This is a genomic window from Flavobacterium davisii, assembly GCF_042182265.1.
GTDB lineage: Bacteria > Bacteroidota > Bacteroidia > Flavobacteriales > Flavobacteriaceae > Flavobacterium > Flavobacterium davisii.
Genome location: NZ_CP097869.1, coordinates 1,028,476 through 1,051,211 on the forward strand (window position 1 = coordinate 1,028,476; position 22,736 = coordinate 1,051,211).

Consider the following 22,736-nt stretch of genomic DNA (forward strand, 5'->3'; position numbering starts at 1 on the left):
GGAAACGTTCTTTTACATGAGTGGACATACTCAAAAGGGCAGGAGGCAGAAACTTCTGTTAATGAATTAGGAGAAGTTTATTTAAGTCAAAAAGAGGCAATTAATGATCTGGTAACTTGGGTGTATCAGGAAAATAGCTTTGTTCCTAGTGCTAAAATACAAGGAGAGGTGCAATTTAGTATAATTTCCGATTATATAGGCAGACCCGTACAATGTTATAGCGAAAACGGTTCTTTAGTTTGGAGCACAGATTATGATATTTACGGAGGTTTACGTGAATTAAAAGGAGAAAAATCCTTTATTCCTTTTAGGCAACTCGGACAGTATGAAGATCTGGAATTAGAAGGGCTGTACTATAATAGGTTTAGGTATTATGATTGTACTATTGGGAATTATATTTCTCAAGACCCCATTGGACTACTTGGAAATAACCCAACGTTTTATGGGTATGTACACGATTCGAATAAATGGTTTGACCCATTTGGTTTAGCTGGTGAAGATGTTGATTGGGGTAAATATTTTAGGGAAATATCAGGGACAGAACCCCCTTCCGATATGATAAGACCTCACGCTCACCACATTGTTTTTAAAAATGGGCATCCTAATCAACAAGGAATCTTAAAAGAAAGTAAATCTATACTTGAAAAACACAATATTGATTGGTTAAAAGGTAAAGAGAATTTGGTTTGGGCACCTAACAAAAACCATAGTAAAGAAGCAGCACAAAAAGTTTTAGACGAATTAAGGGAAGCTGATAAAAAGGGAACTAGGCAAGCAATCGTTGATGCTCTTGAAAAGATGGGTAAAATGTTTGCTGATGGTAGTATTTGTAGTTAGTATTTAAAAAAAAGTAAAATGAATTTGAATCCATCACAATTTGAAAATTTATTAGAAAACTCTACAATTAGAGTAATAGAGAACATAAAATTAAAAGAAGATTTAACCGATATAATTGGGTTTTGTTTATATTCTGACAGTGATGCCAGTAGTATTTCTATATCATATAATACTCAAACATTTCTTGAACAAAAAATCAATAAAGATCCTAATGAAGATAAAGAATATTTTAAATGGTATCCTGCTGAATGGAAAGAAGAAGGTGTAGAAAGTAAAGAAATAGATGCGTTAAGTAGAATGATGTATGATGTATCAAAATCAAGAGAAATATCTTTAGAATTGTATAGAAAACAAATCTTTGACTCAATTGTAAACACGTTAATTAGCATTAAAGAAAAAGGCTATTTTACTAATTTAAATAAAGATTTTGCACTTGTCTTTTATGCAACTGATTACTTTGTTGCTGAGGAAGAAATAGAATGGATAAGAAAACTAAATGATGACAAATTATCCATAGAATTTCAAAATTGGAGAAGTAAATTTTAAGACTCTACCCCCACCGCTACCGCACGAATCCTTTCGTGTGGTTTAGAGTAAAAACAAAAAAGCTGTCATTTACGACAGCTTTTACACGTTCTTTTAAATACAATCTTAAATTTCCCTTTTAGACAACTCGGACAGTATGAAGATCTTGAATTAGAAGGGCTGTACTATAATAGGTTTAGCTATTATGATTGTACTATTGGAAATTATATTTCTCAAGACCCCATTGGACTGGCTGGAAATAACCCAACTTTCTATGCGTATGTACACGATTCTAATTCGTGGGTGGATCCGTTTGGGTTGTCTTCATTTGATCCATTTCAATTTGGTGAAATTACAGATTTTCCAAAAGATTTACATTTTGGTCAAAAGCGAATTGGTCCAAATTTTAGTGATATTGGTTCACAAGCTGATGATGCTATAAGAGGAAGATCAATTAAAGATGTTGCTGATGATTTAAAAGCTAATAAAATTGATCCGAATGTTTTTCAGATATCATATACAATTGACCCAACAACGGGCAAGGCAGTTACTTTAAATAATCGAGGATTAGCAGCTTTGGCAGAGTCGGGTAAATTTCCTACTAATGCTATTTTGGTTCCTTTTGACAAAGTTCCACCACATTTAAAATCTGATTTTGGATTAAAAGGACCAAGTGGGGATATTGTACCATCAAAAACAATTGCTGTAACAAAAAATAAAGACGGTTCAGGACTTTTAAGAATAATAAAAAATTGTAATTAATGTATAAATTGATATCAGAAAAAGTTGATTTTCAAATATCTTGTACAGATATTGAATTAATCTACACCGAAACCAAATCAAAGGTAAATGTTGAAGGACAGACTTTGAAACAATATTTAGATGGTGAAACCTATTCTAATATTAAAATTATTTTTGAAAAAGTGGCAGAAGTAAAATGTACAACTTTAAATTTTTATGAGTTCAATTATAATGAATTTGAGATTTTAAAAGATGATTATGATATTGAAAAGGTTGAATATTGGAAAATAAATAATCACAATCCTGATTCGGGTTTTTATAGAGTAGAAAATTCTGAATGGTTACAGACAAAGTATAAACTTTATGATCCAACAGGAAATTTAAATTTGAAGCATTATTTAATTATAGGATATGATAGTTATATAGAAATATTAGCTTCAAGATATAACTATATGTATGAATAAACCCAGCTCCGCAAAGTCTCCTGATTTTGAGGTAAAATAAAACAAAAAAAGCTGTCGTTTGACAGCTTTTTTGCTTTTGTAAAATATATAAAAAAAATGAAAAAATGGTTTTAATTCTTGGTTTTATTTAACATCATTTAGAACATTAGATAAAGTTTCTTTTAATTTTTTCTTTCCTATAAAAGCATCTAGCATAGTGTAAATAGTTTGCTTTTCGTTTTCACTTAAACTTTCCATCAAAGAAACTTTTTCCATAATTGTTTTATCTAAAGAATTTATTTCTTTCAATTCGTCAGTTGATGTAAATAAATCTGCTAAAGAAACTCCTAGAGCTTTTGCAATTCTTTCTAGGGTTGTTACTGATGGGTCTGTCTTTCCATTTTCTATCCTACTATATTGGGCAGTATCCAGTTTAGCATTTAAAGTAACTTCTTTCTGTGAAAGATTCTTCATTGTACGTATTCTTTTTATATTTTCCCCTATATTCATAATAACAGACTTTTTATACAACAAATTTAGCTAATAACACCATAAATTAAAAATGTTAAAATATATGCTTGCTGAATAATACAATTTTAAATACATTTGCTTTATTGTAAAAAAACACAAAAAATATTTTAAACCCTTATAAATGCAAATCAACGACATCAAACAAACTTTAAGTTTAAGCCAAGTACTCCAGCATTACAACTTACAACCAAACAAAAACAAAATGTTGTGCTGTCCTTTTCACGATGACAAAACAGCTTCATTACAAGTCAATTTGCAAAAAGATTTTTACAAATGCCACGCTTGCGGAGCAAAAGGCGACCAAATCCAATTTGTACAAGACTTTGAATCCGCCACAGGCGGACAGGCTTTCTCAAAACACCAAGCCCTTTTAAAATGTACAGCACTTGCAGGCAATCCACCCGAAATAAAAAACAAACCCATAACCACAAAACCAATGGATCAAGAAAAACGAATTGAATTTTTAGAAAAACTATACGAAACCTTTATAAAATCAGTGTATTTAAGTCAACCAGCAAGAGACTATTTACATAGCAGAAACTTAACCGCATTACTAGAAAAAAGAGGATTAGTCGGTTTTAATTCGGGGCAGTTCCACCACGCAGGACGTTTTGAAAACGAACCAAACCCCGAACAAGCAAAAAAGGAAATGATACAAGACGCTTTAGAAGTAGGGATGCTAACCCCTTTAAATAGAATGAACAATCAAACAGGCGAAGCAGTAACCTATCAAGTCTTTGCCAATAAAAGTATTGCTTTTCCATTGCGAAATAACAAAAATCAAATCGTAAGCTATTATTTAAGAAGCATAGACGAAAAAAACGGCAAACATTTTTATTTAAAAAACCGTCAGGGCTTATATCCAAATTATCCAAAACCCGAAACCAAAAAACTCATTTTAACCGAAGCCATCATCGATTGTGCTAGTTTATTGACGATACTCAACGACCCTAACTCCCCCTTTGGGGGTTGGGGGGCTCTTGCATGCTATGGTACAAACGGCTTAACTCCAGAACATTTAGAAGCCATCAAAAACCTAAAAGAATTAGAAGAAGTAATATTTTTCTTTGACGGAGACAAAGCAGGTCACCAAGCCATAAACAGGTATGCAGAACAATTTAAAATTCAACATTTAAAATTTAAAATAACAAAAGTAGAAACCCCCGAAAATGAGGATGTAAACAGCCTTTTAGTCGCTTACGATAAAGAAATTTTTATGGAACTATTGGAAAAAAGAAAGGCAATAGGCAGTAGTGAAAAGGCAATAGTAGAAAAAATTGAACAAGAAGTAAAACCAATTCTATCCACACCAAAGAAAGTCCTACCATTACAAGGATTAACAAAACCCCTCGACTTACTAAAAGCTCATAATTTATTACACAATATCAATGACTTACTAGGAAAAATAGGCATTGTAGGGGAAGAGGATAACCGATTATTACAGTTTGTAACAGCAACCACCTATAAAATGAATTACAATTTACACGTATTATACCAGGGAAGCTCAGGAAGTGGCAAAACACACACCATCAAACAAATAGCATTACTCATACCGCCCGAAGATGTGATTTATTTAACCCGAGTTACAGAAAGTAGTTTGTATAATTATAAGAACGGAGAATTTATGTATAAGCTTATTGTTTTTGAAGATTTAGACGGACTAAAAGAAGAAGCTTTACTGGCAGTGCGTGAAATGATCTCTAACAAAAAATTATCCTCCTCGACTTCTATCAAAGACAAAAAAGGCAATGCCGACGGTAAAATAAAAGAGGTAGAAGTATCTTTTGCCAGTCTATCAGCCACCACCAAAGGCGAACTCTACGAGGATAATATGAGTAGAATTATAGTGTTATCGGTCGATGAATCCAAGGAGCAAACCAAACGAATCATTGAGTATAAAAACAAAGTCTATCAAGGCGAAATCAACAAACAAGAGCAAGAACAAATAAGGCTATTTTTAAGAGAATGTATCAAATTATTACAAGTCTATGAAGTGATAAACCCTTATGCAAACCTCGTGGAACTGCCCGAGAATGTACACAAACCCACCCGAATGCACGATATAGTAATGGGGGTAATCAATCAAATAGTACTACTGAATCAGTATCAAAGAAACAAAACCCCACAAGGGCAATTAATCGCAGAGAAAGAAGACGTAATCAATGGTTTATTATTAATGAAAAACAGTATTATATTAAAAATGGATGAACTGGAGGGGAAAGTCAGAACCTTTTACGAATCCTTAAAAAAGTTTGCAGAAAAAAAGGCTAAAAAAGAAGACAAGAAACGAGAAGATATAAAATTTACACGCTTCGACATCAAAGACCATTATACACTAAGTAAAGCGCAAATAAACCGATATTTAACTGATTTAGTATCTTGTGAATATTTATCAAAAATTGGTAAAATGGGCAAAGGCAATCAATACAAAATAGCCCATTGGGACAACTTTAAAACATTGAGCGAAGAACAATTACAAACAATGTTAGGTAAGTTAAAAGAGTAGTAAAATGAGTCTAAAGTGAGCCTAGAATATACCTATAATGAGCCGATAAAATAAGTATAAAGTACTGTAAAACAAGGAATAAAAGTAATCGGCGCATCATTTTAAAAAACAGTGTAGGACAATGATACATAAAGCATCGTATAAAGAAGAATTACTCATACTAGGTTACCATAAATTATCTGTCGAACAACGAATAAGAAACATCCACCATTTTATAAGAATCACTCAAAAAGAACTCCAACAAGTCAAACCTTCGGATCTAAAAAAATACGTTAATTATTATCAACAAAAGGCATTAAATACTCACACCATACAGGGATATTATAGAAGTATAGAACATTATTTTAGTTACTTAGAAAGAGAAAAACTCATTAAAAAAAATCCATTTAATTATTATGAGCTTCAACTCCCCAAAGCTACAAAAGCAGAAAGAGAAATACTCACCCAAGAAGAAATAAAACAACTCTATACAAAAGCCAACTTACAACAAACTATCATTTTACATCTGTGCTATGGCTGTGGGCTTCGAGCCTTCGAAATGGAACAAATCACGGTAAAAGACATCGATACCATACAAAAAACAGTAACAGTTCAAAAAGGCAAAAACAACAAATACAGAGTCATCCCAGTAAGTGAAAAAATAAACCAGGACCTAATCAATTATTTAGAAACCATAAAATACACCACAATGAAAAATCAACCCATTTTATACAACAAAGCAGGAACTAGATTAAAAAGATACACCGCTTTAATAATGCTAAAAAGACTAGCCCTAAAAGCCAGTGTAAAAGCAAAAATAACCCTGCACGGTCTGCGTCATTCCATCGCCACACATCTACTAGAAAACGGCGTACAGCTCCCACAAGTACAAGCATTTTTAGGACACTCCCAAATGGAAACTACCGAAATTTATACAAGAATAAGTAAATACCAACTCAAAAAATTATAATGATGATGACTTTAAAAGAATATATCCAAAACCACTTTAGTCCATCCAATCATAAAAGTTTATACTGTTGCATCAAGAAGTACCAACAGCACACCATTAATCACGAAAAAGCTACATTAAATGACATATTACGTTACCTTAAAATCCTTAGAGAAAGTGACAAAAAATACAGAACCATAGCCAATCATCTCCACAGCATCAAAGTATATTATAGATATTTACAATTTACTGGAATTAGAAAAGATCATCCTATCAAAAAACTCATTTTAATAGATAAAATAGACAAAACCATAAAAACCCAAAATCTATGCACCACCAAACAATTAGAAGAATATTACCAACAAACCCCCAAACATAAAAAACTAATGGTGAGTTTACTCATAGAACAAGCCCTAACCACTAGCGAACTGATAGCCATCAAAGTAAAAGACATCGATCTCGAAAAAGCAGAAATCACTCTAAAAAACAGAACCCTACCCTTAAAAGCCTATCAAATCTATCTCTGTACAGAATACATCAATTATATAGAATACCTCAAAGAAAAAAAGCCAGAAGATTATTTATTTACCACAAGAACCAACAAAGCCTACAATACCAATGACATTGGCGAATACCTCAATAAATCTCGAACAAAAGAAAAACAAATTACACCGCTCAAAATAAGACAAAGCGTCATTAAAAACTTATTAATACAGCACGATGTAAGAGTAGTACAAGTCTTTGCAGGACACAAAATAAGCGGTACAACCCAACAATATAAAACTACCCAGTTCGAAGAACTAAAAGCAAAAATCAACCTTTTGCATCCACTACAATAAACTTTAGGTAAACAAATCTAAACGCCTATTAACGGTGCAAATCCTTAGCCAAAGTCATAATTAAGACTTATCTTAGAAAACCTCCAAAACACCAGGGAAAAAGCAGAAAAAGAACTATTGCAACAACAAACCTCTTAAACAACCGACTAATTATTTTAGTTGGTTGTTTTTATATAAAAAGCGGTGTGCTTCGCACCAAGTATTTTCACCCGCCCGTCCAACGCTCCCCAACGCTCCGGCGGTTTTTTCCCCACCCTCACAGCCGTTGTTTTTCCCACCCCTGCAATGCCAGTAAAAAAAGGCTTTTTGTTTTCCCAACCCCTCGCACACAAAAAAGCCTTTTTTTACTCGCTTGCTTTCCCCAACCAAAAAAACAACCGCTTGCCAAGGCTCAAACCGCCCCAAAGCTATATTTACATAATTGGCAGTTATAGTTCAAGCCCTGCGGGTTCGCTTCGCCTTGAAAGCTATAACTGGCATTTATGTAAAATAGCCCCTCTCCAACGCTCCCGCCCGAAAATAGGAGCTTCGCAAGAGTTTGCATTTTTAAATTATTTGTTCAAAAACCTGCACAAAATCCTCGTCTAGTTCGCCTTACGGACTTCTAGCCTCGCATCTTTGTTTGGTTTTTATCACAAAAATTTAAAAAGGTAAGACGTGGTAAGATTAGTGGTTAACTGCTCCGTAAACTCCGCAGGGCTCGTTTTTTTAAACGATTGCTTTAGGATGTTAATCGTTCCAAATCAAATGAATCGCCCAGCAATCGTTTAAAAAAACAAGCACCACAACACTAAAGCACCTGTAAACCAAAGGCAAACACTCAAAGTTAGTTTTGTATCTGCCTTGTTTAATCGATCAAAAAACAATCTTTTTTTTTCAGATGAAATAAAAAATAAGCTATTTTTGAAATAATGAAACTGCTAAAACTGCTTTTAATCCTATTGCTGATACCTTTGAACTTGTACCCACGAGAGTCAAAAGGATGTCTGTCGATGGCTCAAAAGTGTGTTGTAGAGGGGCAAAAAGTGGTGCAGTATTATCTCTCTCAAGAGCCTATTGGACTGGCAGGAAATAACCCTACGTTTTTATGGGTATGTAAGTGATAGTAATCACAAGCAGATATATTAGGATTAAATCCTTGGCCCAAAGGAGGTTTTAATGAATGTTTTAATAATGCTTCTGTTCAAGATATTGCTAATAACAAAGATGCTGTTTCAGAGGCTTTAAGAAAACCAGGCGGTAAACACGAAATGTTTCCTGTATCTCAAGCAACTAAAGCCAAAGAATTAGGTTTTACTGCTGAAGAAATAAAAAAGATGACTGTTGATACAGATAGAATAACTTTTACTGGTGTTACTGATTCGGCTGGTAATGTCTTACCTGATGGAGCTCATCACGGTAGTAGAGCAGGTAGACATTTTCATAATAAACTAATAAAAGATTTAGAAGGAGCGACCTCCAAACTTGAAGCGAAAAAAATTATTGCAAGACATCATAAAGCACATATGAGATTAAGTTGTAAATAAATTATAATTATGGATTATTTAGATAAAATTTTCCTTTGGTTAGGAAACAGTACTAAAACGGAACAAGAGTTTAATAATTATTTTAAATTGGATTATTCAGAAAATGAAAATAAAAAAATATGCGGTTTTTGTTTAGATATAGGTAAAAAATGGTATGATGAAGATTTCATTGGATACTTAAGATTTCCAGACAATACTAACATTTTGGAAATATTAGAACACGTTCCTATTAATCCATCAGAAAAAGAAACAGTAATAAAAAAATGTAATGAGCTGGGTTTAAATGCAGCTAATGCTGTTTGTTGGTATTCGGGAGAAATTGAAACACCTAAATTTGACAAAGATTATAATGACTTAAAGTACATTGGCGAATTTATCCTTGACTAATTTACTTAAATTTATTTCTACATTAAAAACTAATAGCTGTTAATTCCGACAGCTTTTTTGCTTTTGTATAAAAAGGGAAATGATTTTTATCGTTCTAAAACATTAGAAAGGCTATCTTTTACTCTTTTTTTACTTATTGCGATGTCAAGAATGTTGTAAATGAAAGTTCTTTCGTTTTTGTCCAGTTCATCTAACAACTTTATTTGTAATAAATTTCTAACGCAGAATCTGAGTTAAAAAAATCAAGTTTATTCTCAATCTACTACTTTATTTTAGGGTCTTTTTATAAAAAAAGGTGATCGGAAAGGATCACCTTTTTTTATTTATAATAGAGCGTATTAATCATTTAGTTTCAATACCGCCATAAATGCTTCTTGAGGAATTTCAACGTTACCTACTTGACGCATACGTTTTTTACCCGCCTTTTGTTTTTCAAGTAGTTTACGCTTTCTCGAAATATCACCACCATAACATTTTGCTGTAACGTCTTTTCTAAGTGCTTTAATCGTTTCTCTAGCAATAATCTTAGCACCAATAGAAGCTTGAATTGGAATTTCAAACTGCTGACGTGGGATTAATTCTCGTAATTTTTCACACATTTTTTTACCAATATTATAAGCGTTATCTGCATGTATCAAGGCAGAAAGTGCGTCTAATTGGTTTGCATTTAGTAAAATATCCATTTTTACTAACTTGGATTCTCTCATTCCAATTGGATGATAGTCAAACGAAGCATATCCTTTAGAAACCGTTTTTAATCTATCATAAAAGTCAAATACAATCTCAGCCAATGGCATATCAAAATTCAACTCCACACGTTCTGTAGTTAAATATGTTTGATTGGTGATTTGTCCTCTTTTTTCAATACACAAACTCATCACATTACCCACGAAATCCGCTTTGGTAATAATGGTTGCTTTAATATAAGGTTCTTCTACGCGGTCTAATTTAGTCGCATCAGGTAAATCACTTGGATTGTTTACAATAATAGGTGTTGTAGGCTCTTTTTTAGTGTAAGCTAGATACGACACGTTGGGAACAGTAGTAATAACGGTCATGTTAAACTCACGCTCCAAACGCTCTTGAATAATTTCCATGTGTAACATTCCTAAGAAACCACAACGGAAACCAAATCCTAAAGCAGCCGAACTCTCAGGAGCGAAAACCAATGAAGCATCATTTAATTGCAATTTCTCCATAGAAGCACGTAACTCTTCATAATCCTCTGTATCTACAGGATAAATACCTGCGAATACCATTGGTTTTACATCTTCGAAACCTGTAATCATATTCGTAGTAGGCGTTTTAGCATCTGTAATGGTATCACCTACTTTAACTTCTTTAGCTTCTTTAATACCTGAAATTAGGTAGCCTACATCACCAGTAGAAACGGTTTGTTTAGGTACTTGATTTAATTTTAAAGTACCAATTTCATCAGCAAAATATTCCTTGCCCGTAGCCATGAATTTTACTTTCTGCCCTTTTTTAATTTCCCCGTTAACCACACGGAAAATTACTTCAATACCACGAAACGGATTGTAATGCGAATCGAAAATCAAAGCTTGTAAAGGTTCTTCAGGATTTCCTTCTGGTGCAGGAATACGCTCCACGATAGCTTCCAAAATTTTATCAACCCCAAAACCTGTTTTACCAGAAGCATGAATAATATCTTCTATATCACAACCTAATAAGTCTACGATATCATCACTCACCTCTTCAGGATTCGCACTTGGTAGGTCTACTTTATTTAAAACGGGAATAATTTCCAAGTTGTTTTCTAAAGCTAGGTATAAGTTAGAAATCGTTTGCGCTTGGATACTCTGCGCTGCATCTACAATCAACAACGCCCCCTCACAAGCAGCAATAGAACGCGAAACTTCGTAAGAGAAATCCACGTGTCCAGGAGTATCAATTAAGTTTAAAATATATTGCTCTCCTTTGTAGGTATATTCCATCTGAATCGCGTGACTCTTAATGGTAATACCACGCTCGCGCTCCAAATCCATGTTATCCAACAACTGCGCTTGCGCTTCACGAGCCGTTACGGTTTGTGTCGCATCCAATAAACGGTCAGCCAAGGTACTCTTACCATGGTCGATATGTGCAATAATGCAAAAATTTCTAATTTTCTTCATCGTTCTAAATATCATTTTGTCACAACTGACGTATCAGTTTTTTGGGCGTTTCCTGTCGGCTTCGTGCCTCGCTACGACAGGTCAGGCTTTCCGCTTTATCTTCAAGAGGCATTTGGTTTCACCATGCTTCTTGAAGGATGCCGCTTCAATCCTTAACGCAACTAATATGCAAATATAGTTTAAAATCGTCATTTTCAAAGCACTGATAAGCCGAAACTAGGAATATGCTTTTGCTATTGCGTTAATTATCGTAATTTTGCGCCAAAATGTAGTCAGATGGTTAAGATAGGCAATATAGAATTACCCGATTTCCCTTTATTATTAGCTCCCATGGAAGATGTAAGCGATCCACCTTTTCGTCGTTTATGTAAAATGCACGGAGCCGATTTAATGTACTCCGAATTTATTTCGAGTGAAGGTTTGATTCGGGATGCCATCAAAAGCCGTCAGAAATTAGACATTTTTGATTACGAGCGCCCCGTAGGGATCCAAATTTTTGGTGGTGACGAGGAAGCTATGGCCATGAGCGCTAAAATTGTTGAAACTGTACAACCTGATTTATTAGATATCAATTTTGGTTGCCCCGTAAAGAAAGTAGTTTGTAAGGGTGCGGGTGCAGGGGTTTTAAAAGACATCGATTTAATGGTGCGTTTAACCAAAGCAGTTGTGAATAGCACCCATTTGCCTGTAACTGTAAAAACTCGTTTGGGTTGGGATGACGCTTCTATCAATATAGACGAAGTAGCCGAAAGATTGCAAGATGTAGGGATTAAAGCATTGACAATTCACGGGCGTACACGTGCGCAGATGTATAAAGGACATTCTGATTGGTCACATATAGCACGTGTTAAAAACAACCCAAGAATTCATATTCCTATTTTTGGAAATGGAGATATCGATTCTCCTGAAAAAGCATTGGAATATAAAAATACGTACGGATTAGATGGTATCATGATTGGTCGTGCTGCCATTGGTTATCCTTGGATTTTTAATGAAATTAAACACTATTTTGCCACGGGTGAATTATTAAACGCTCCAACTATTAGGGATCGAGTAGAAGCAGCTAAAAACCATTTAACTTGGTCGATAGACTGGAAAGGTGAACGTGTTGGAATTGTAGAAATGCGCCGTCATTATACCAATTATTTTAAAGGCATTCCTCATTTTAAAGAGTATCGTAACAAATTAGTTACATTTGATAATTTTCAAGATTTGTTGGTTGTTTTTGAGGATATTATTCAGGCGTATGCAAAGTGATAAAATAAAAATAGGCTCTTCCTTTGAAGAGCCTATTTTATTATTATTTATAACTGAGGACCTGCTTTTACTAAACCTTCTCCTTCTTCATTATCCGTGTATTGAATAAAGTTTTTAATGAATCTTCCTGCTAAATCTTCTGCTTTAGCTTGCCATTCTGAAGCATCAACATAAGTATTACGAGGATCTAAAATTTCAGAATTAACATCATGTAATGCGGTAGGAACTTCAAAATTAAATACTGGTACAACAGTTGTTTCAGCATTTTCAATAGAACCGTCTAAAATAGCATCAATGATAGCTCGTGTATCTTTAATAGAAATACGTTTTCCTGTTCCATTCCAACCTGTATTTACCATATAAGCTTTGGCATTATGTTCTTCCATTTTTTTTACTAACTCCTCACCATACTTTGTAGGATGTAAAGATAAGAAAGCCTTGCCAAAACACGCTGAAAAAGTAGGTTCAGGTTGTGTTACGCCTCTTTCAGTACCGGCTAATTTAGCTGTAAATCCTGATAAGAAATAGTATTTTGTTTGTTCAGGAGTTAATTTAGAAACGGGAGGCATTACACCAAAAGCATCTGCTGTTAAGAAAATTACTTTAGTAGCATGTCCTGCTTTAGATACAGGTGTTACTATATTGTTAATGTGGTAAATAGGGTATGAAACACGTGTATTTTGTGTTACAGAACCATCTTTGAAATCAATTTTACCATCAACATCAACCGTTACATTTTCTAATAAGGCATCCCGTTTAATTGCTCCAAAAATATCGGGTTCATTTTCTTTGCTTAGATCAATTGTTTTTGCATAACAACCTCCTTCAAAGTTAAAAACGCCATCGTTGTCCCACCCGTGCTCATCGTCTCCAATTAATTCACGTTTAGGATCTGTAGATAAAGTTGTTTTTCCTGTTCCTGATAAACCAAAAAATACGGCTACATCACCATCTTTTCCTTTATTTGCAGAGCAGTGCATAGAGGCCATTCCTTGAAGAGGTAAATAATAGTTCATCATTGAAAATAAACCTTTTTTCATTTCTCCTCCATACCAAGTACCTCCAATTAATTGTACTTTTTCTGTTAAGTTAAAGGCAATATATACTTCAGAATTTAAACCATGTGCTTTATAATCTGCAAAACCGCGTTTTGAAGCGTTCATTACCACAAAATCAGGTTCCCCATAGTTTGCTAACTCTTCTTCGGTTGGACGAATAAACATATTTTTTACAAAGTGTGCCTGCCATGCTACTTCTACGATAAAGCGAACTTTTAATCGTGTATTTTCATTAGCGCCACAAAAAGTATCAACTACAAAAAGTCTCTTTCCTGATAATTGCTCAACTGTATTTTGTTTTAGAGCAGCCCAAGTATCAGTACTGATAGGTTTATTATCGTTTACAGCTTTTTCAGAAGTCCACCAAATCGTGTTTTCTGTTACGGCATCTTTAACAATATATTTATCTTTAGGAGAACGACCTGTAAACTCACCTGTCATTACATTAACTGCCCCCAATTCAGTTAACTGCCCTCTTTCGTAACCTTCTAATTCAGGGCTTAATTCTTCCTGATACAACAATTCGTATGTAGGATTATATACAATTTCTTTAACGCCACTAATTCCGTATTGATCTAACGAAATCGTTTTCGTAGGTGGTGTGTATGCTTCCATAAAATTTATGATGTGTGTGTTCAATTTTAACGACAAAAGTATAAATATTATTTAAATAGACTCATAGTTTACATTTTTTTTGTAAAAATGTAATAAAATGCGATAACCCAAGCAGATATTAACAATACTCCTCCTACAGGCGTTATAGGGCCTAAAAATTTGAAGTTTAAACCTGTAATAGATTGTGTCGAAAGCAAAAAAATAGATACGGAAAAAAATAGGACTCCTCCTACTACTAAATTAAAAATCACATTTTTTTGTTCAGGTAAGATTATGCTTGTGGTGCCTAAAAACAATAAAAAGAAGGCGTGATACATCATATAACGTACTCCAACCTCAAAAGAAACTAATTGATCTGAATTTAAAATTTTTTTAAGAGCATGTGCTCCAAAGGCTCCTAAAATAATTGAAACTGCTCCAAAAAGTAAAGCGGTTAATAGAATTTTTTTATCCATTTATGTGTATTTTTTTTTCAAATTTAATGTAGTAATGGTAAAAAATCATATTATTTTATAAATTTCGCTTTTAAAAAAATATCATTTCATTAAATTTGTGTGATCTTTTATCAAACCCAAAATGAGAAATGTACTAATTATAGGAGCAGGTCGTTCTGCTTCCTCTTTAATAAAATATCTTTTAGAAAAATCTGAAAGCGAAGATTTACATCTTACCATTGGTGATTTATCATTGGAATTAGCACAACGTAAAACATTAGGCCATAAAAATGCCACTCCTATTGCCTTAGATATTCATAATACAAATCAGCGACAAACCGAAATTCAAAAAGCAGATATAGTAATTTCAATGCTTCCCGCTCACATGCACGCGGAAGTAGCGAAAGATTGTATCCTATACAAAAAACACATGGTTACAGCTTCATACATTAGTGATGCTATGCAAGCTTTAGATGAACAAGCAAAAGAAAATGGTTTAGTATTCATGAATGAAGTAGGGCTAGATCCTGGCATAGATCACATGAGTGCTATGAAAGTGTTAGATGAAATTCGTGATCAAGGAGGTAAAATAATTCTTTTTGAATCATTTTGTGGAGGTTTGGTAGCTCCCGAAAGTGATAATAACCTTTGGAACTACAAATTTACTTGGGCACCAAGAAATGTTGTATTAGCAGGTCAAGGTGGAGCAGCTAAATTTATACAAGAAGGAACTTATAAATATATACCGTATAATAAACTATTTCGTAGAACCGAGTTTTTAGAAATTGATGGATTTGGTCGTTTTGAAGGCTATGCGAATCGCGATTCATTAAAATATAGAAGTGTTTATAATTTAGATGATGCTTTAACTCTTTATAGAGGAACTATTCGCCGCGTAGGTTATTCTAAAGCTTGGGATATGTTTGTTCAATTAGGTATGACAGACGATACTTATATGATTGATGATTCTGAAAAAATGAGCTACCGTGAGTTTGTGAACTTATTTTTACCTTATCATTCAACTGATTCTGTTGAAATAAAATTACGCCATCAACTAAAAATAGATCAAGACGATGTTATGTGGGACAAATTAGTGGAGTTGGATTTATTCAGTAATCAAAAAATACTGGGTATTAAAAATGCTACACCAGCACAAGCATTAGAAAAAATTTTAACAGATTCTTGGACATTACAATCAAATGATAAGGATATGATTGTAATGTATCATAAATTTGGATATGAATTAAACGGAGAACGCAAACAAATAGATGCTACTATGGTTTGTTTGGGGGATGACCAAACCTATACTGCTATGGCTAAGACAGTAGGACTACCTGTAGCAATGGCAACGTTGCAAATTTTAAATGGTAATATTACAACACCAGGTGTACAATTACCTATTAAAAAAGAAGTTTATACACCTATATTAAAAGAATTAGAAGAATATGGTGTTGTTTTTATAGAAAAAGAGGTTCCATACAAAGGTTATAATTAATCTGCCTACCTACTTATTTGTAGAAGGTGTCCTAAAAAAATAAAGGCATGATCAACGAAGCGCTGATTCTTTATTTTTTGGACGCCTTCTTTTTTATTTATTTTTTCGGATTTATTTACTAAAATAAAAGAAATTTCAAGTTAGATTATGCGATAGGCTTTCTAATGCTGAATTTGGGATTATGTGGCAAAAAAATAATACCATTTAAACTTTAACCCAGATTCCGCATTAGACCCGAGCGTAGCGAATAGACGAAGTAAATCTATTCCACTTTATTTTTCTTCCAATTCAAGCAGGTACTCAAATTTTAATCATCAAAATAGTTCACTATTTCTTCTTCTAAAATTTTCCGTGAGCACTTGAATTTATTGAAAAATTTTGTTTCACAACGAAGTCTAATGCGTAATCTGGGTTTAAAAATACTGTAAAAAAGTATTTAAGTAAAACGGATAACCCGTTATAGACTTAATTGTTTTATTATCCGATATTTTTGATTAATTCTTCCATTTTTGGTTTAAGTCGGCTAGAGTATCATCAATTTTCATTGCAATTTTATCTTTCATCCATTGCCAGACTTTCTCGTAAGGATTAAGTTATGGGCAATAAGGAGGGATTGGCAAGAGAAAAATAGTATCCCATTTTTGTTTTGAAATTATCTAAACCCAAACTCACTACAGAATACACGAATCAAGAGGTATTACACGCTGTTATTATAGTAAATTTGCACCTTAAATGGTATGATTATTTTTTTAGATGATACTTCTCTATAAAATAAAGCCTTCTAGTTAAAGTTTGCTCTTTAAATAGAAGGCTTTTATTTAAAATAAATAGTTGTTATTCTTTATTGTTGAGTTTGCTATTTTTTTTGCCGTATATAAAATATATAATAATACCTAGTGCCATCCAAATAATTAAACGCATCCAGCTTTCAAGTGGTAGTGAATACATTAAGTAAAGACAAACTAGGATGCCTGCTATTGGAACAAAAGGGACTAATGGTGTTTTAAAGGCTCTCGGGATTTCAGGCATTTTTTGACGCATTACTAAGACTCCTATACAAACTAATACGAATGCTAATAAGGTGCCAATACTTACCATGTGACCTAAATCAGATACAGGAACAAAACCTGCAAAAATGCTAACAAATACTAGGAAAAAAATGTTTGTTTTCCAAGGTGTTCTGTATTTAGGGTGGATAGTGCCAAAAAAATTAGGTAATAAACCATCATTACTCATGGTGTAAAATACACGACTTTGCCCCATTAGCATAACGAGCATAACAGAAGTATAACCTGCTAGTACCGCAACTATTAAGCCAGTTTGTAAGAAAGTGTAAGGTGTTTTTGCAAATGCAGTTGCAGCAGGTTTTGCATCTCCAGCAAATTCATAATAAGGAACTAAACCTGTCATAACATGAGCAAAAAGAACATATAATATTGTGCATACAATTAATGAACCTAATATGCCTATTGGCATACCTTTTTGAGGGTTTTTTGCTTCCTGTGCTGCTGTAGATACAGCGTCAAAACCTATAAAAGCAAAAAAGACAGTTGCAGCACCTGCGGCTATACCTGACCATCCAAAATGACCTTTAACTCCAGTGTTTTCTGGAATGTATGGGCTATAATTAGAAGGATTAATGTAATTCCAACCCAATATAATAAAAAGTATAACAACAGTAACTTTTAGGATTACTAAAAAATTATTTAGATTGGCAGATTCTTTGGTGCCTCTAATTAACAATAGGGAAAGTAATGAAACGATAAGAACAGCGGGTAGATTAATAATTCCTCCTTCTATTGTTGTACCATCGCTTAGTTTTAGTGTTTCCCAAGGTGAACATATCAAACTATGGGGTAGGTGAATACCAAATTTATTTAATAATTCTAAAAAATATCGCGACCAGCTTACTCCTACTGTAGCGGCACCCAATGCGTATTCTAAAACCAAATCCCATCCAATGATCCAAGCCATAAATTCGCCCATAGTAGCATAAGAATAAGTATATGCACTTCCTGCAACAGGAATCATTGAAGCAAATTCTGCATAACATAGTCCAGCAAAAGCACAACCAATTGCAGCTAAAACAAAGGATAGAGTTACTGCAGGACCTGCATTTTCAGCAGCAGCAATACCTGTTAATGAAAATAGGCCTGCTCCTATAATGGCTCCAATTCCTAAGGCAACTAATGCACCCGAAGACAACGTTCTTTTTAGACCTTTTTCTGAATCAGAAGCTTCAGCTAATAAAAGATCAATAGATTTTCTTTTCCAAATAGACATAAAATTTAAAAGTTTGGTTTATATCGTTCCAAAAATAGCTTTTTTAAGAATAATAAACCAATAAAAATAAATTTTATAGAAATCTTTAACATAAAAATTAAAAATAAAATCCTACGCTAAAAAAAGTATAATGTTTAGTGGTTTCAGGAGACCAAGAATGTTTAATTTCAATTGGGCCAATAAGCGTTTCTAATCCGTATCCTATACCATATCCAGTATAGTCGGGTTTTGTAATCCATTCGCCATCATTAAATATCTTTTTTCCTATATTTGAAAAATTAGCGGTAAAATTAAGATGGTGCTTTTTGTAAAATATATAATCACAACTTAAACTTCCTTTTACATAACTGTCTCCGCTTTTTGATGAAAAATCATATCCTAAAAAAGGTCTGAAATTTCCAAAATGATGAAATCCATAACCACCTAATATAAATTCATTAATATTATTAAGTTTTTTGCCAATGGTAAAACCTCCTTCGGATTGTATTTTTATTGAAAAGTGATTCCAAAAAGTTTTTACGTATGCCATATCTGCCATAAATAATGAAGCCTTTTCAAAATCACCAGAGTAATTTGACGAATGAAAAATACTGTTAATATCACCAAAAAAATACCAACCTGATTTAGGGAAATATTTGTTATCAAATGAGTCAAATCTCATAAATCCTATGGCACTTAAATAGTGGCTTTTATCTAATTGAGAAGGAAGATTACCTGTTGAGTTAGAAGTTATATTTATGTATTTATGTTCTATTCCTGCTCCGATTAAAAATTTTTGTGCGAAAATTGTTTGTAGGTACGTTTTGTTAGATAGTGATTTATAACTAATTTCGACTGAATTTTTTTGAATATGATTTATTAATTTATTTCCCTTAAAATCTACTTCGCTATTTCTATTAAACTGGTCGTAGTTACTTTTAAATCCAAAACTCCAACGATACCCATTGTCAATATAATAATCTAAATTAAATCGTGTATTATCTCCTAGTATTAGATCTAAGGAGCCCACATCATTTTTGAAAATTAAATTTTTATGGGTTATATTAAATAGGACTCCGGATTTAAAAACATCATCATAATGTAATCCTAATTTGAGATATGTTTTAATAGGGTTATCAACCACATTAATAATTAAATCGTCTTTATTGTTGTTACGTATAAATTCATACGTAATAGATGTGAAATTTTGTGTGGCATTTAGATTGTTTAGTCCTGAATGCAATTGATTGTATGTAATTTTGTTTTCAGGAAGAAAGCGTAATTTTCCCAAAAAATAACTTCTTGTATAGTTTTTAGAACCTTCAATGCCTATACCATTTATATTTAGTATACTTTCTTTTTCTTTTTTTAAAATAGGTGGGATATGAATTATACCTAGTGATTTTAATTTTTCCCAATGTGGTTGACAGGCATCTACGCCTGTTTGTATGATGTCTTTACCTTCTTCGAATGAAATAACGGAGTAGGGATTAATATTTGGTTTGATGTAAATATCAATTAATTGTTTTTTCTTTTCAATATTTTGTAATGTGCTAAAGTTTGATATTTGAGATAATATACCCGTAGCCCCACTAATATTATCAATGTCTTTTAGGTTATCCTGTACATCTATAGCTATGATTATATCAGCTCCCATTTTTTTGACTTCTTCAACAGGAAAGTTGTTTGTTACTCCGCCATCTATATAGAAACGATTTTCTATTTGTACAGGAGAATATAATGAAGGAAAAGCACCACTTGCAGATAAACTTAATGGTAGGTTTCCTTTTTTTAGAACTATTTCTTGACCTGTTTCTAGATCTGTAGTAATACATAAGAAGGGGATCTTTAATAAGCTAAAATCTGTAATATGGCGATAAGGATGGGTTAATTTGCTGATTAAGTTAAAATTATAAAGACCTTTTGAGATTCCTTTAGGAACTGATATTTTAAATTTCTGGAAAGGAAGTGTTACGGCATATACTTCATTGTTGTATTTTTCGTAAAAAGTTTGATTGTCTCTAGGTATTCTGTCGCGTAAGATAGAATCAGGATCTGTTTCGCTAAAAATAGAATCAAGTTCATGTGCTGTATATCCACAAGCATATAATCCGCCTATAATAGCTCCCATGCTGGTACCGCCTATATAATCTATTTTAATTCCTGCTCTTTCTATTTCTTTTAATGCGCCAATATGAGCCAAGCCTTTAGCGCCACCTCCACTTAAAACAAGACCAATTTTTGGTTTTTTACTAAGGTCTTGTGCGAAAATGGGGACGTTAAAGATAATAGTGCATATAAGGAACCATAAAAAGCTACTCGAAAGTAGAATTACTAAGTAATTAGTAGATTTTTTATTAAGCATATAGCTATTTTTTAGTATAAAATTCGTGAATTTTTTTGGCTTTTGAAAGTCCTATAATATCAGAGATTTCTTTTTCTGTAGCTTCCTTAATTCTTTTTACGCTTTTGAAATGTTTTAGTAAAATTTCCCTTGTTTTTTCACCAATTCCAGGAATCGTTTCTAATTCTGATTGTATAGCATTTTTACTTCGTTTATCTCGGTGAAAAGTAATACCAAATCGGTGGGCTTCATTCCGTAAATATTGTATCGTTTTAAGTGTTTCTGATCTTTTGTCAAGGTACAAAGGAATAGAATCGCCCGGATAAAAAATTTCTTCTAATTTTTTAGCAATACCTATTATGGCAATTTTGCCTCTTAAACCTAAATCATCTAAGCTTTTTAAAGCAGAAGAGAGTTGGCCTTTTCCTCCATCAATTATGATGAGTTGTGGTAAGGGCTCTTCTTCTTCTAATAAACGTTTATATCTTCTGTATACCACTTCCTCCATAGAAGCAAAATCATTAGGGCCTTCTACTGTTTTAATGTTAAAATGGCGATAATCCTTTTTGCTAGGTTTTCCATTCTTAAATACAACGCAAGCAGAAACAGGATTAGTACCTTGTATGTTAGAATTATCAAAACATTCTATATGACGAGGTTCTACGGCTAAACGTAAATCTTTTTGCATTTGAGCCATTAGTCTATTTGTGTGTCTTTCAGGATCTACTATTTTAATTTGTTTTAATTGATCTAAACGATAATATTTTGCATTGCGTTCGGAAAGATCTAAAATTTGTTTTTTATCACCTAATTTAGGAATTGTAATGGTTATTTTATCACCTAAATTTACTTCAAAAGGAACGATAATTTCTTTAGCGTTTAAATGAAAACGTTCGCGTAATTCAATAATGCCTAGCTCTAAAAGTTCCAAATCCGTTTCTTCCAATTTCTTTTTAATTTCCATTGTGTGAGATCGAATAATGGCACCATGTGATATTTGTAAAAAATTGATGTAAGCCATTGTTTCATCGGAAATAATCGAAAAAACATCAAGATTAGTTATTTTAGGATTTAAAATAGTAGATTTCGCTTGGTAATTTTCTAAAACTTCTATCTTTTCTTTTATTTTTTGAGCTTCTTCAAATCGCAAGTCCATCGCTAATTCCTGCATCATTTTCTTAAAGTCCCGTAATGAATCTTTAAAATTACCTTTTAAAATTTCTCTGATAGCATTTACTTGCTGATGATAATGAGCCTGTGTTTCGTAACCTTCACAAGGGCCTTTGCAATTACCTATATGATATTCAAGGCAAACTTTAAATTTTTCAGATCGAATATTAGACTGACTTAAGTCATAACTGCAAGTACGCAAAGGATAAAGTTCTTTGATGAGTTCTAAAATAGTATTTACCGTTTTAAAACTAGTGTAAGGGCCAAAATATTCTGATCCGTCTTTAATCATTCTTCTAGTAGGAAATATTCTAGGAAAAGCTTCGTTTTTAATACAGATCCAAGGATATGTTTTGTCATCCTTTAAATTAATATTATAACGAGGTTGTAGTTTTTTAATTAGATTATTCTCTAATAGTAAAGCGTCTGTTTCAGTTGGAACCACTATATGTTTAATTTCTACTATTTTTTTTACCAAAACATTAATTCGGGCTGTATCATGTGTTTTGGTAAAATAGGAAGAAACTCGCTTTTTTAGGTTTTTTGCTTTTCCAACATATAAAATCTTTCCTTCTTTGTCAAAATATTGATAGACACCTGGTTGATCGGGTAATGTTTGAATTTGAAGTTCAAGTGAAGAGCTCATGTAAGATAATATAGGTCTGGTTTAGTACGTGAAAAACAAACAAATTTAATTTATTTT

General features: G+C 33.0%; 18 protein-coding genes and 1 pseudogene. 12 read left to right on the forward strand and 7 right to left on the reverse strand.

Features of this window, described 5'->3' with window-relative positions:
- The first annotated feature begins 168 nt into the window (after positions 1-168).
- The 5 genes and pseudogenes from NAB20_RS04230 (at position 169) to NAB20_RS04250 (ending at position 2,567) form a co-directional block, all read left to right on the forward strand.
- Positions 169-837, forward strand: coding sequence for an RHS repeat-associated core domain-containing protein (locus NAB20_RS04230; protein ID WP_375605572.1), 669 nt, complete (start codon positions 169-171; stop codon positions 835-837).
- 18 nt (positions 838-855) lie between these two features.
- On the forward strand, positions 856-1,383 hold the full coding sequence (locus NAB20_RS04235) for a DUF4303 domain-containing protein (protein ID WP_375605573.1): 528 nt from the start codon (positions 856-858) through the stop codon (positions 1,381-1,383).
- A gap of 159 nt (positions 1,384-1,542) precedes the next feature.
- Positions 1,543-1,623, forward strand: a pseudogene (locus tag NAB20_RS04240) (RhsD protein); the annotation flags it as partial.
- A 42-nt stretch (positions 1,624-1,665) separates the two neighbouring features.
- Positions 1,666-2,124: a hypothetical protein gene (locus NAB20_RS04245; protein WP_375605574.1), complete on the forward strand. Its 459-nt coding sequence runs from the start codon at positions 1,666-1,668 to the stop codon at positions 2,122-2,124.
- Complete coding sequence (locus NAB20_RS04250) at positions 2,124-2,567, forward strand: hypothetical protein (protein ID WP_097609400.1); 444 nt, start codon at positions 2,124-2,126, stop codon at positions 2,565-2,567. The genes NAB20_RS04245 and NAB20_RS04250 overlap by 1 nt, the downstream gene beginning before the upstream one ends.
- 123 nt (positions 2,568-2,690) lie before the next feature.
- Here NAB20_RS04250 and NAB20_RS04255 read toward each other — a convergent pair whose 3' ends face one another.
- The gene (locus NAB20_RS04255; protein ID WP_375605553.1) at positions 2,691-3,056 is read right to left on the reverse strand and encodes a helix-turn-helix domain-containing protein; all 366 of its coding nucleotides are present in this window, start codon (positions 3,054-3,056) and stop codon (positions 2,691-2,693) included.
- Between the two features lie 142 nt (positions 3,057-3,198).
- Between NAB20_RS04255 and NAB20_RS04260 the strand changes: the two genes are divergently transcribed.
- The 5 genes from NAB20_RS04260 (at position 3,199) to NAB20_RS04280 (ending at position 9,263) form a co-directional block, all read left to right on the forward strand.
- Complete coding sequence (locus tag NAB20_RS04260; RefSeq protein ID WP_375605554.1) at positions 3,199-5,583, forward strand: CHC2 zinc finger domain-containing protein; 2,385 nt, start codon at positions 3,199-3,201, stop codon at positions 5,581-5,583.
- A gap of 121 nt (positions 5,584-5,704) precedes the next feature.
- Positions 5,705-6,532, forward strand: coding sequence for a tyrosine-type recombinase/integrase (locus NAB20_RS04265; protein WP_060383631.1), 828 nt, complete (start codon positions 5,705-5,707; stop codon positions 6,530-6,532).
- Positions 6,532-7,350: a tyrosine-type recombinase/integrase gene (locus NAB20_RS04270; RefSeq protein WP_088397421.1), complete on the forward strand. Its 819-nt coding sequence runs from the start codon at positions 6,532-6,534 to the stop codon at positions 7,348-7,350. Before NAB20_RS04265 ends, NAB20_RS04270 begins: the two co-directional genes overlap by 1 nt.
- Before the next feature lie 1,250 nt (positions 7,351-8,600).
- Positions 8,601-8,876: a hypothetical protein gene (locus tag NAB20_RS04275; protein ID WP_375605575.1), complete on the forward strand. Its 276-nt coding sequence runs from the start codon at positions 8,601-8,603 to the stop codon at positions 8,874-8,876.
- 9 nt (positions 8,877-8,885) lie between these two features.
- Entirely contained in the window at positions 8,886-9,263 is a 378-nt protein-coding gene (locus tag NAB20_RS04280) for an immunity 22 family protein (RefSeq protein ID WP_375605576.1), read from the forward strand.
- Positions 9,264-9,601: 338 nt separating this feature from the next.
- Here the strand turns inward: NAB20_RS04280 and lepA are convergent, their stop codons facing one another.
- Entirely contained in the window at positions 9,602-11,398 is a 1,797-nt protein-coding gene (gene lepA / locus NAB20_RS04285) for a translation elongation factor 4 (RefSeq protein ID WP_105195139.1), read from the reverse strand.
- A gap of 276 nt (positions 11,399-11,674) precedes the next feature.
- Here lepA and dusB point away from each other — a divergent pair, with 276 nt between their 5' ends.
- Positions 11,675-12,655: a tRNA dihydrouridine synthase DusB gene (gene dusB / locus NAB20_RS04290; protein ID WP_088394013.1), complete on the forward strand. Its 981-nt coding sequence runs from the start codon at positions 11,675-11,677 to the stop codon at positions 12,653-12,655.
- 47 nt (positions 12,656-12,702) lie between these two features.
- Here the strand turns inward: dusB and pckA are convergent, their stop codons facing one another.
- Positions 12,703-14,328 (reverse strand): phosphoenolpyruvate carboxykinase (ATP), encoded by a 1,626-nt coding sequence (gene pckA, locus NAB20_RS04295; RefSeq protein WP_105195138.1) that lies wholly within the window; start codon positions 14,326-14,328, stop codon positions 12,703-12,705.
- 68 nt (positions 14,329-14,396) lie between these two features.
- Entirely contained in the window at positions 14,397-14,783 is a 387-nt protein-coding gene (locus tag NAB20_RS04300; protein ID WP_105195137.1) for a DUF423 domain-containing protein, read from the reverse strand.
- Positions 14,784-14,904: 121 nt separating this feature from the next.
- Between NAB20_RS04300 and NAB20_RS04305 the strand changes: the two genes are divergently transcribed.
- Positions 14,905-16,257, forward strand: a complete 1,353-nt coding sequence (locus NAB20_RS04305) for a saccharopine dehydrogenase family protein (protein WP_127823442.1) — start codon at positions 14,905-14,907, stop codon at positions 16,255-16,257.
- Between the two features lie 834 nt (positions 16,258-17,091).
- Here the strand turns inward: NAB20_RS04305 and NAB20_RS04310 are convergent.
- The 3 genes from NAB20_RS04310 to uvrC form a co-directional block, all read right to left on the reverse strand.
- Positions 17,092-18,540 carry an amino acid permease gene (locus tag NAB20_RS04310; RefSeq protein ID WP_375605577.1) on the reverse strand — a complete coding sequence of 483 codons (1,449 nt, stop codon included), beginning with the start codon at positions 18,538-18,540 and terminating at the stop codon, positions 17,092-17,094.
- Positions 18,541-18,637: 97 nt separating this feature from the next.
- Positions 18,638-20,884, reverse strand: a complete 2,247-nt coding sequence (locus tag NAB20_RS04315) for a patatin-like phospholipase family protein (RefSeq protein WP_375605578.1) — start codon at positions 20,882-20,884, stop codon at positions 18,638-18,640.
- A 4-nt stretch (positions 20,885-20,888) separates the two neighbouring features.
- Positions 20,889-22,679, reverse strand: a complete 1,791-nt coding sequence (uvrC, locus tag NAB20_RS04320) for an excinuclease ABC subunit UvrC (RefSeq protein ID WP_105195209.1) — start codon at positions 22,677-22,679, stop codon at positions 20,889-20,891.
- Positions 22,680-22,736 lie beyond the last annotated feature (57 nt).

Bases quoted from the DNA above. Each gene is read 5' to 3' on its own strand.
- uvrC (WP_105195209.1), bottom strand. From the start codon at position 22,679: ATGAGCTCTTCACTTGAACTTCAAATTCAAACATTACCCGATCAACCA.
- NAB20_RS04305 (WP_127823442.1), top strand. From the start codon at position 14,905: ATGAGAAATGTACTAATTATAGGAGCAGGTCGTTCTGCTTCCTCTTTA.
- dusB (WP_088394013.1), top strand. From the start codon at position 11,675: ATGGTTAAGATAGGCAATATAGAATTACCCGATTTCCCTTTATTATTA.
- NAB20_RS04250 (WP_097609400.1), top strand. From the start codon at position 2,124: ATGTATAAATTGATATCAGAAAAAGTTGATTTTCAAATATCTTGTACA.
- NAB20_RS04255 (WP_375605553.1), bottom strand. From the start codon at position 3,056: ATGAATATAGGGGAAAATATAAAAAGAATACGTACAATGAAGAATCTT.
- NAB20_RS04235 (WP_375605573.1), top strand. From the start codon at position 856: ATGAATTTGAATCCATCACAATTTGAAAATTTATTAGAAAACTCTACA.
- NAB20_RS04265 (WP_060383631.1), top strand. From the start codon at position 5,705: ATGATACATAAAGCATCGTATAAAGAAGAATTACTCATACTAGGTTAC.
- NAB20_RS04280 (WP_375605576.1), top strand. From the start codon at position 8,886: ATGGATTATTTAGATAAAATTTTCCTTTGGTTAGGAAACAGTACTAAA.
- NAB20_RS04270 (WP_088397421.1), top strand. From the start codon at position 6,532: ATGATGATGACTTTAAAAGAATATATCCAAAACCACTTTAGTCCATCC.
- NAB20_RS04260 (WP_375605554.1), top strand. From the start codon at position 3,199: ATGCAAATCAACGACATCAAACAAACTTTAAGTTTAAGCCAAGTACTC.
- NAB20_RS04315 (WP_375605578.1), bottom strand. From the start codon at position 20,884: ATGCTTAATAAAAAATCTACTAATTACTTAGTAATTCTACTTTCGAGT.
- NAB20_RS04310 (WP_375605577.1), bottom strand. From the start codon at position 18,540: ATGTCTATTTGGAAAAGAAAATCTATTGATCTTTTATTAGCTGAAGCT.
- NAB20_RS04300 (WP_105195137.1), bottom strand. From the start codon at position 14,783: ATGGATAAAAAAATTCTATTAACCGCTTTACTTTTTGGAGCAGTTTCA.
- lepA (WP_105195139.1), bottom strand. From the start codon at position 11,398: ATGAAGAAAATTAGAAATTTTTGCATTATTGCACATATCGACCATGGT.
- NAB20_RS04275 (WP_375605575.1), top strand. From the start codon at position 8,601: ATGTTTCCTGTATCTCAAGCAACTAAAGCCAAAGAATTAGGTTTTACT.
- pckA (WP_105195138.1), bottom strand. From the start codon at position 14,328: ATGGAAGCATACACACCACCTACGAAAACGATTTCGTTAGATCAATAC.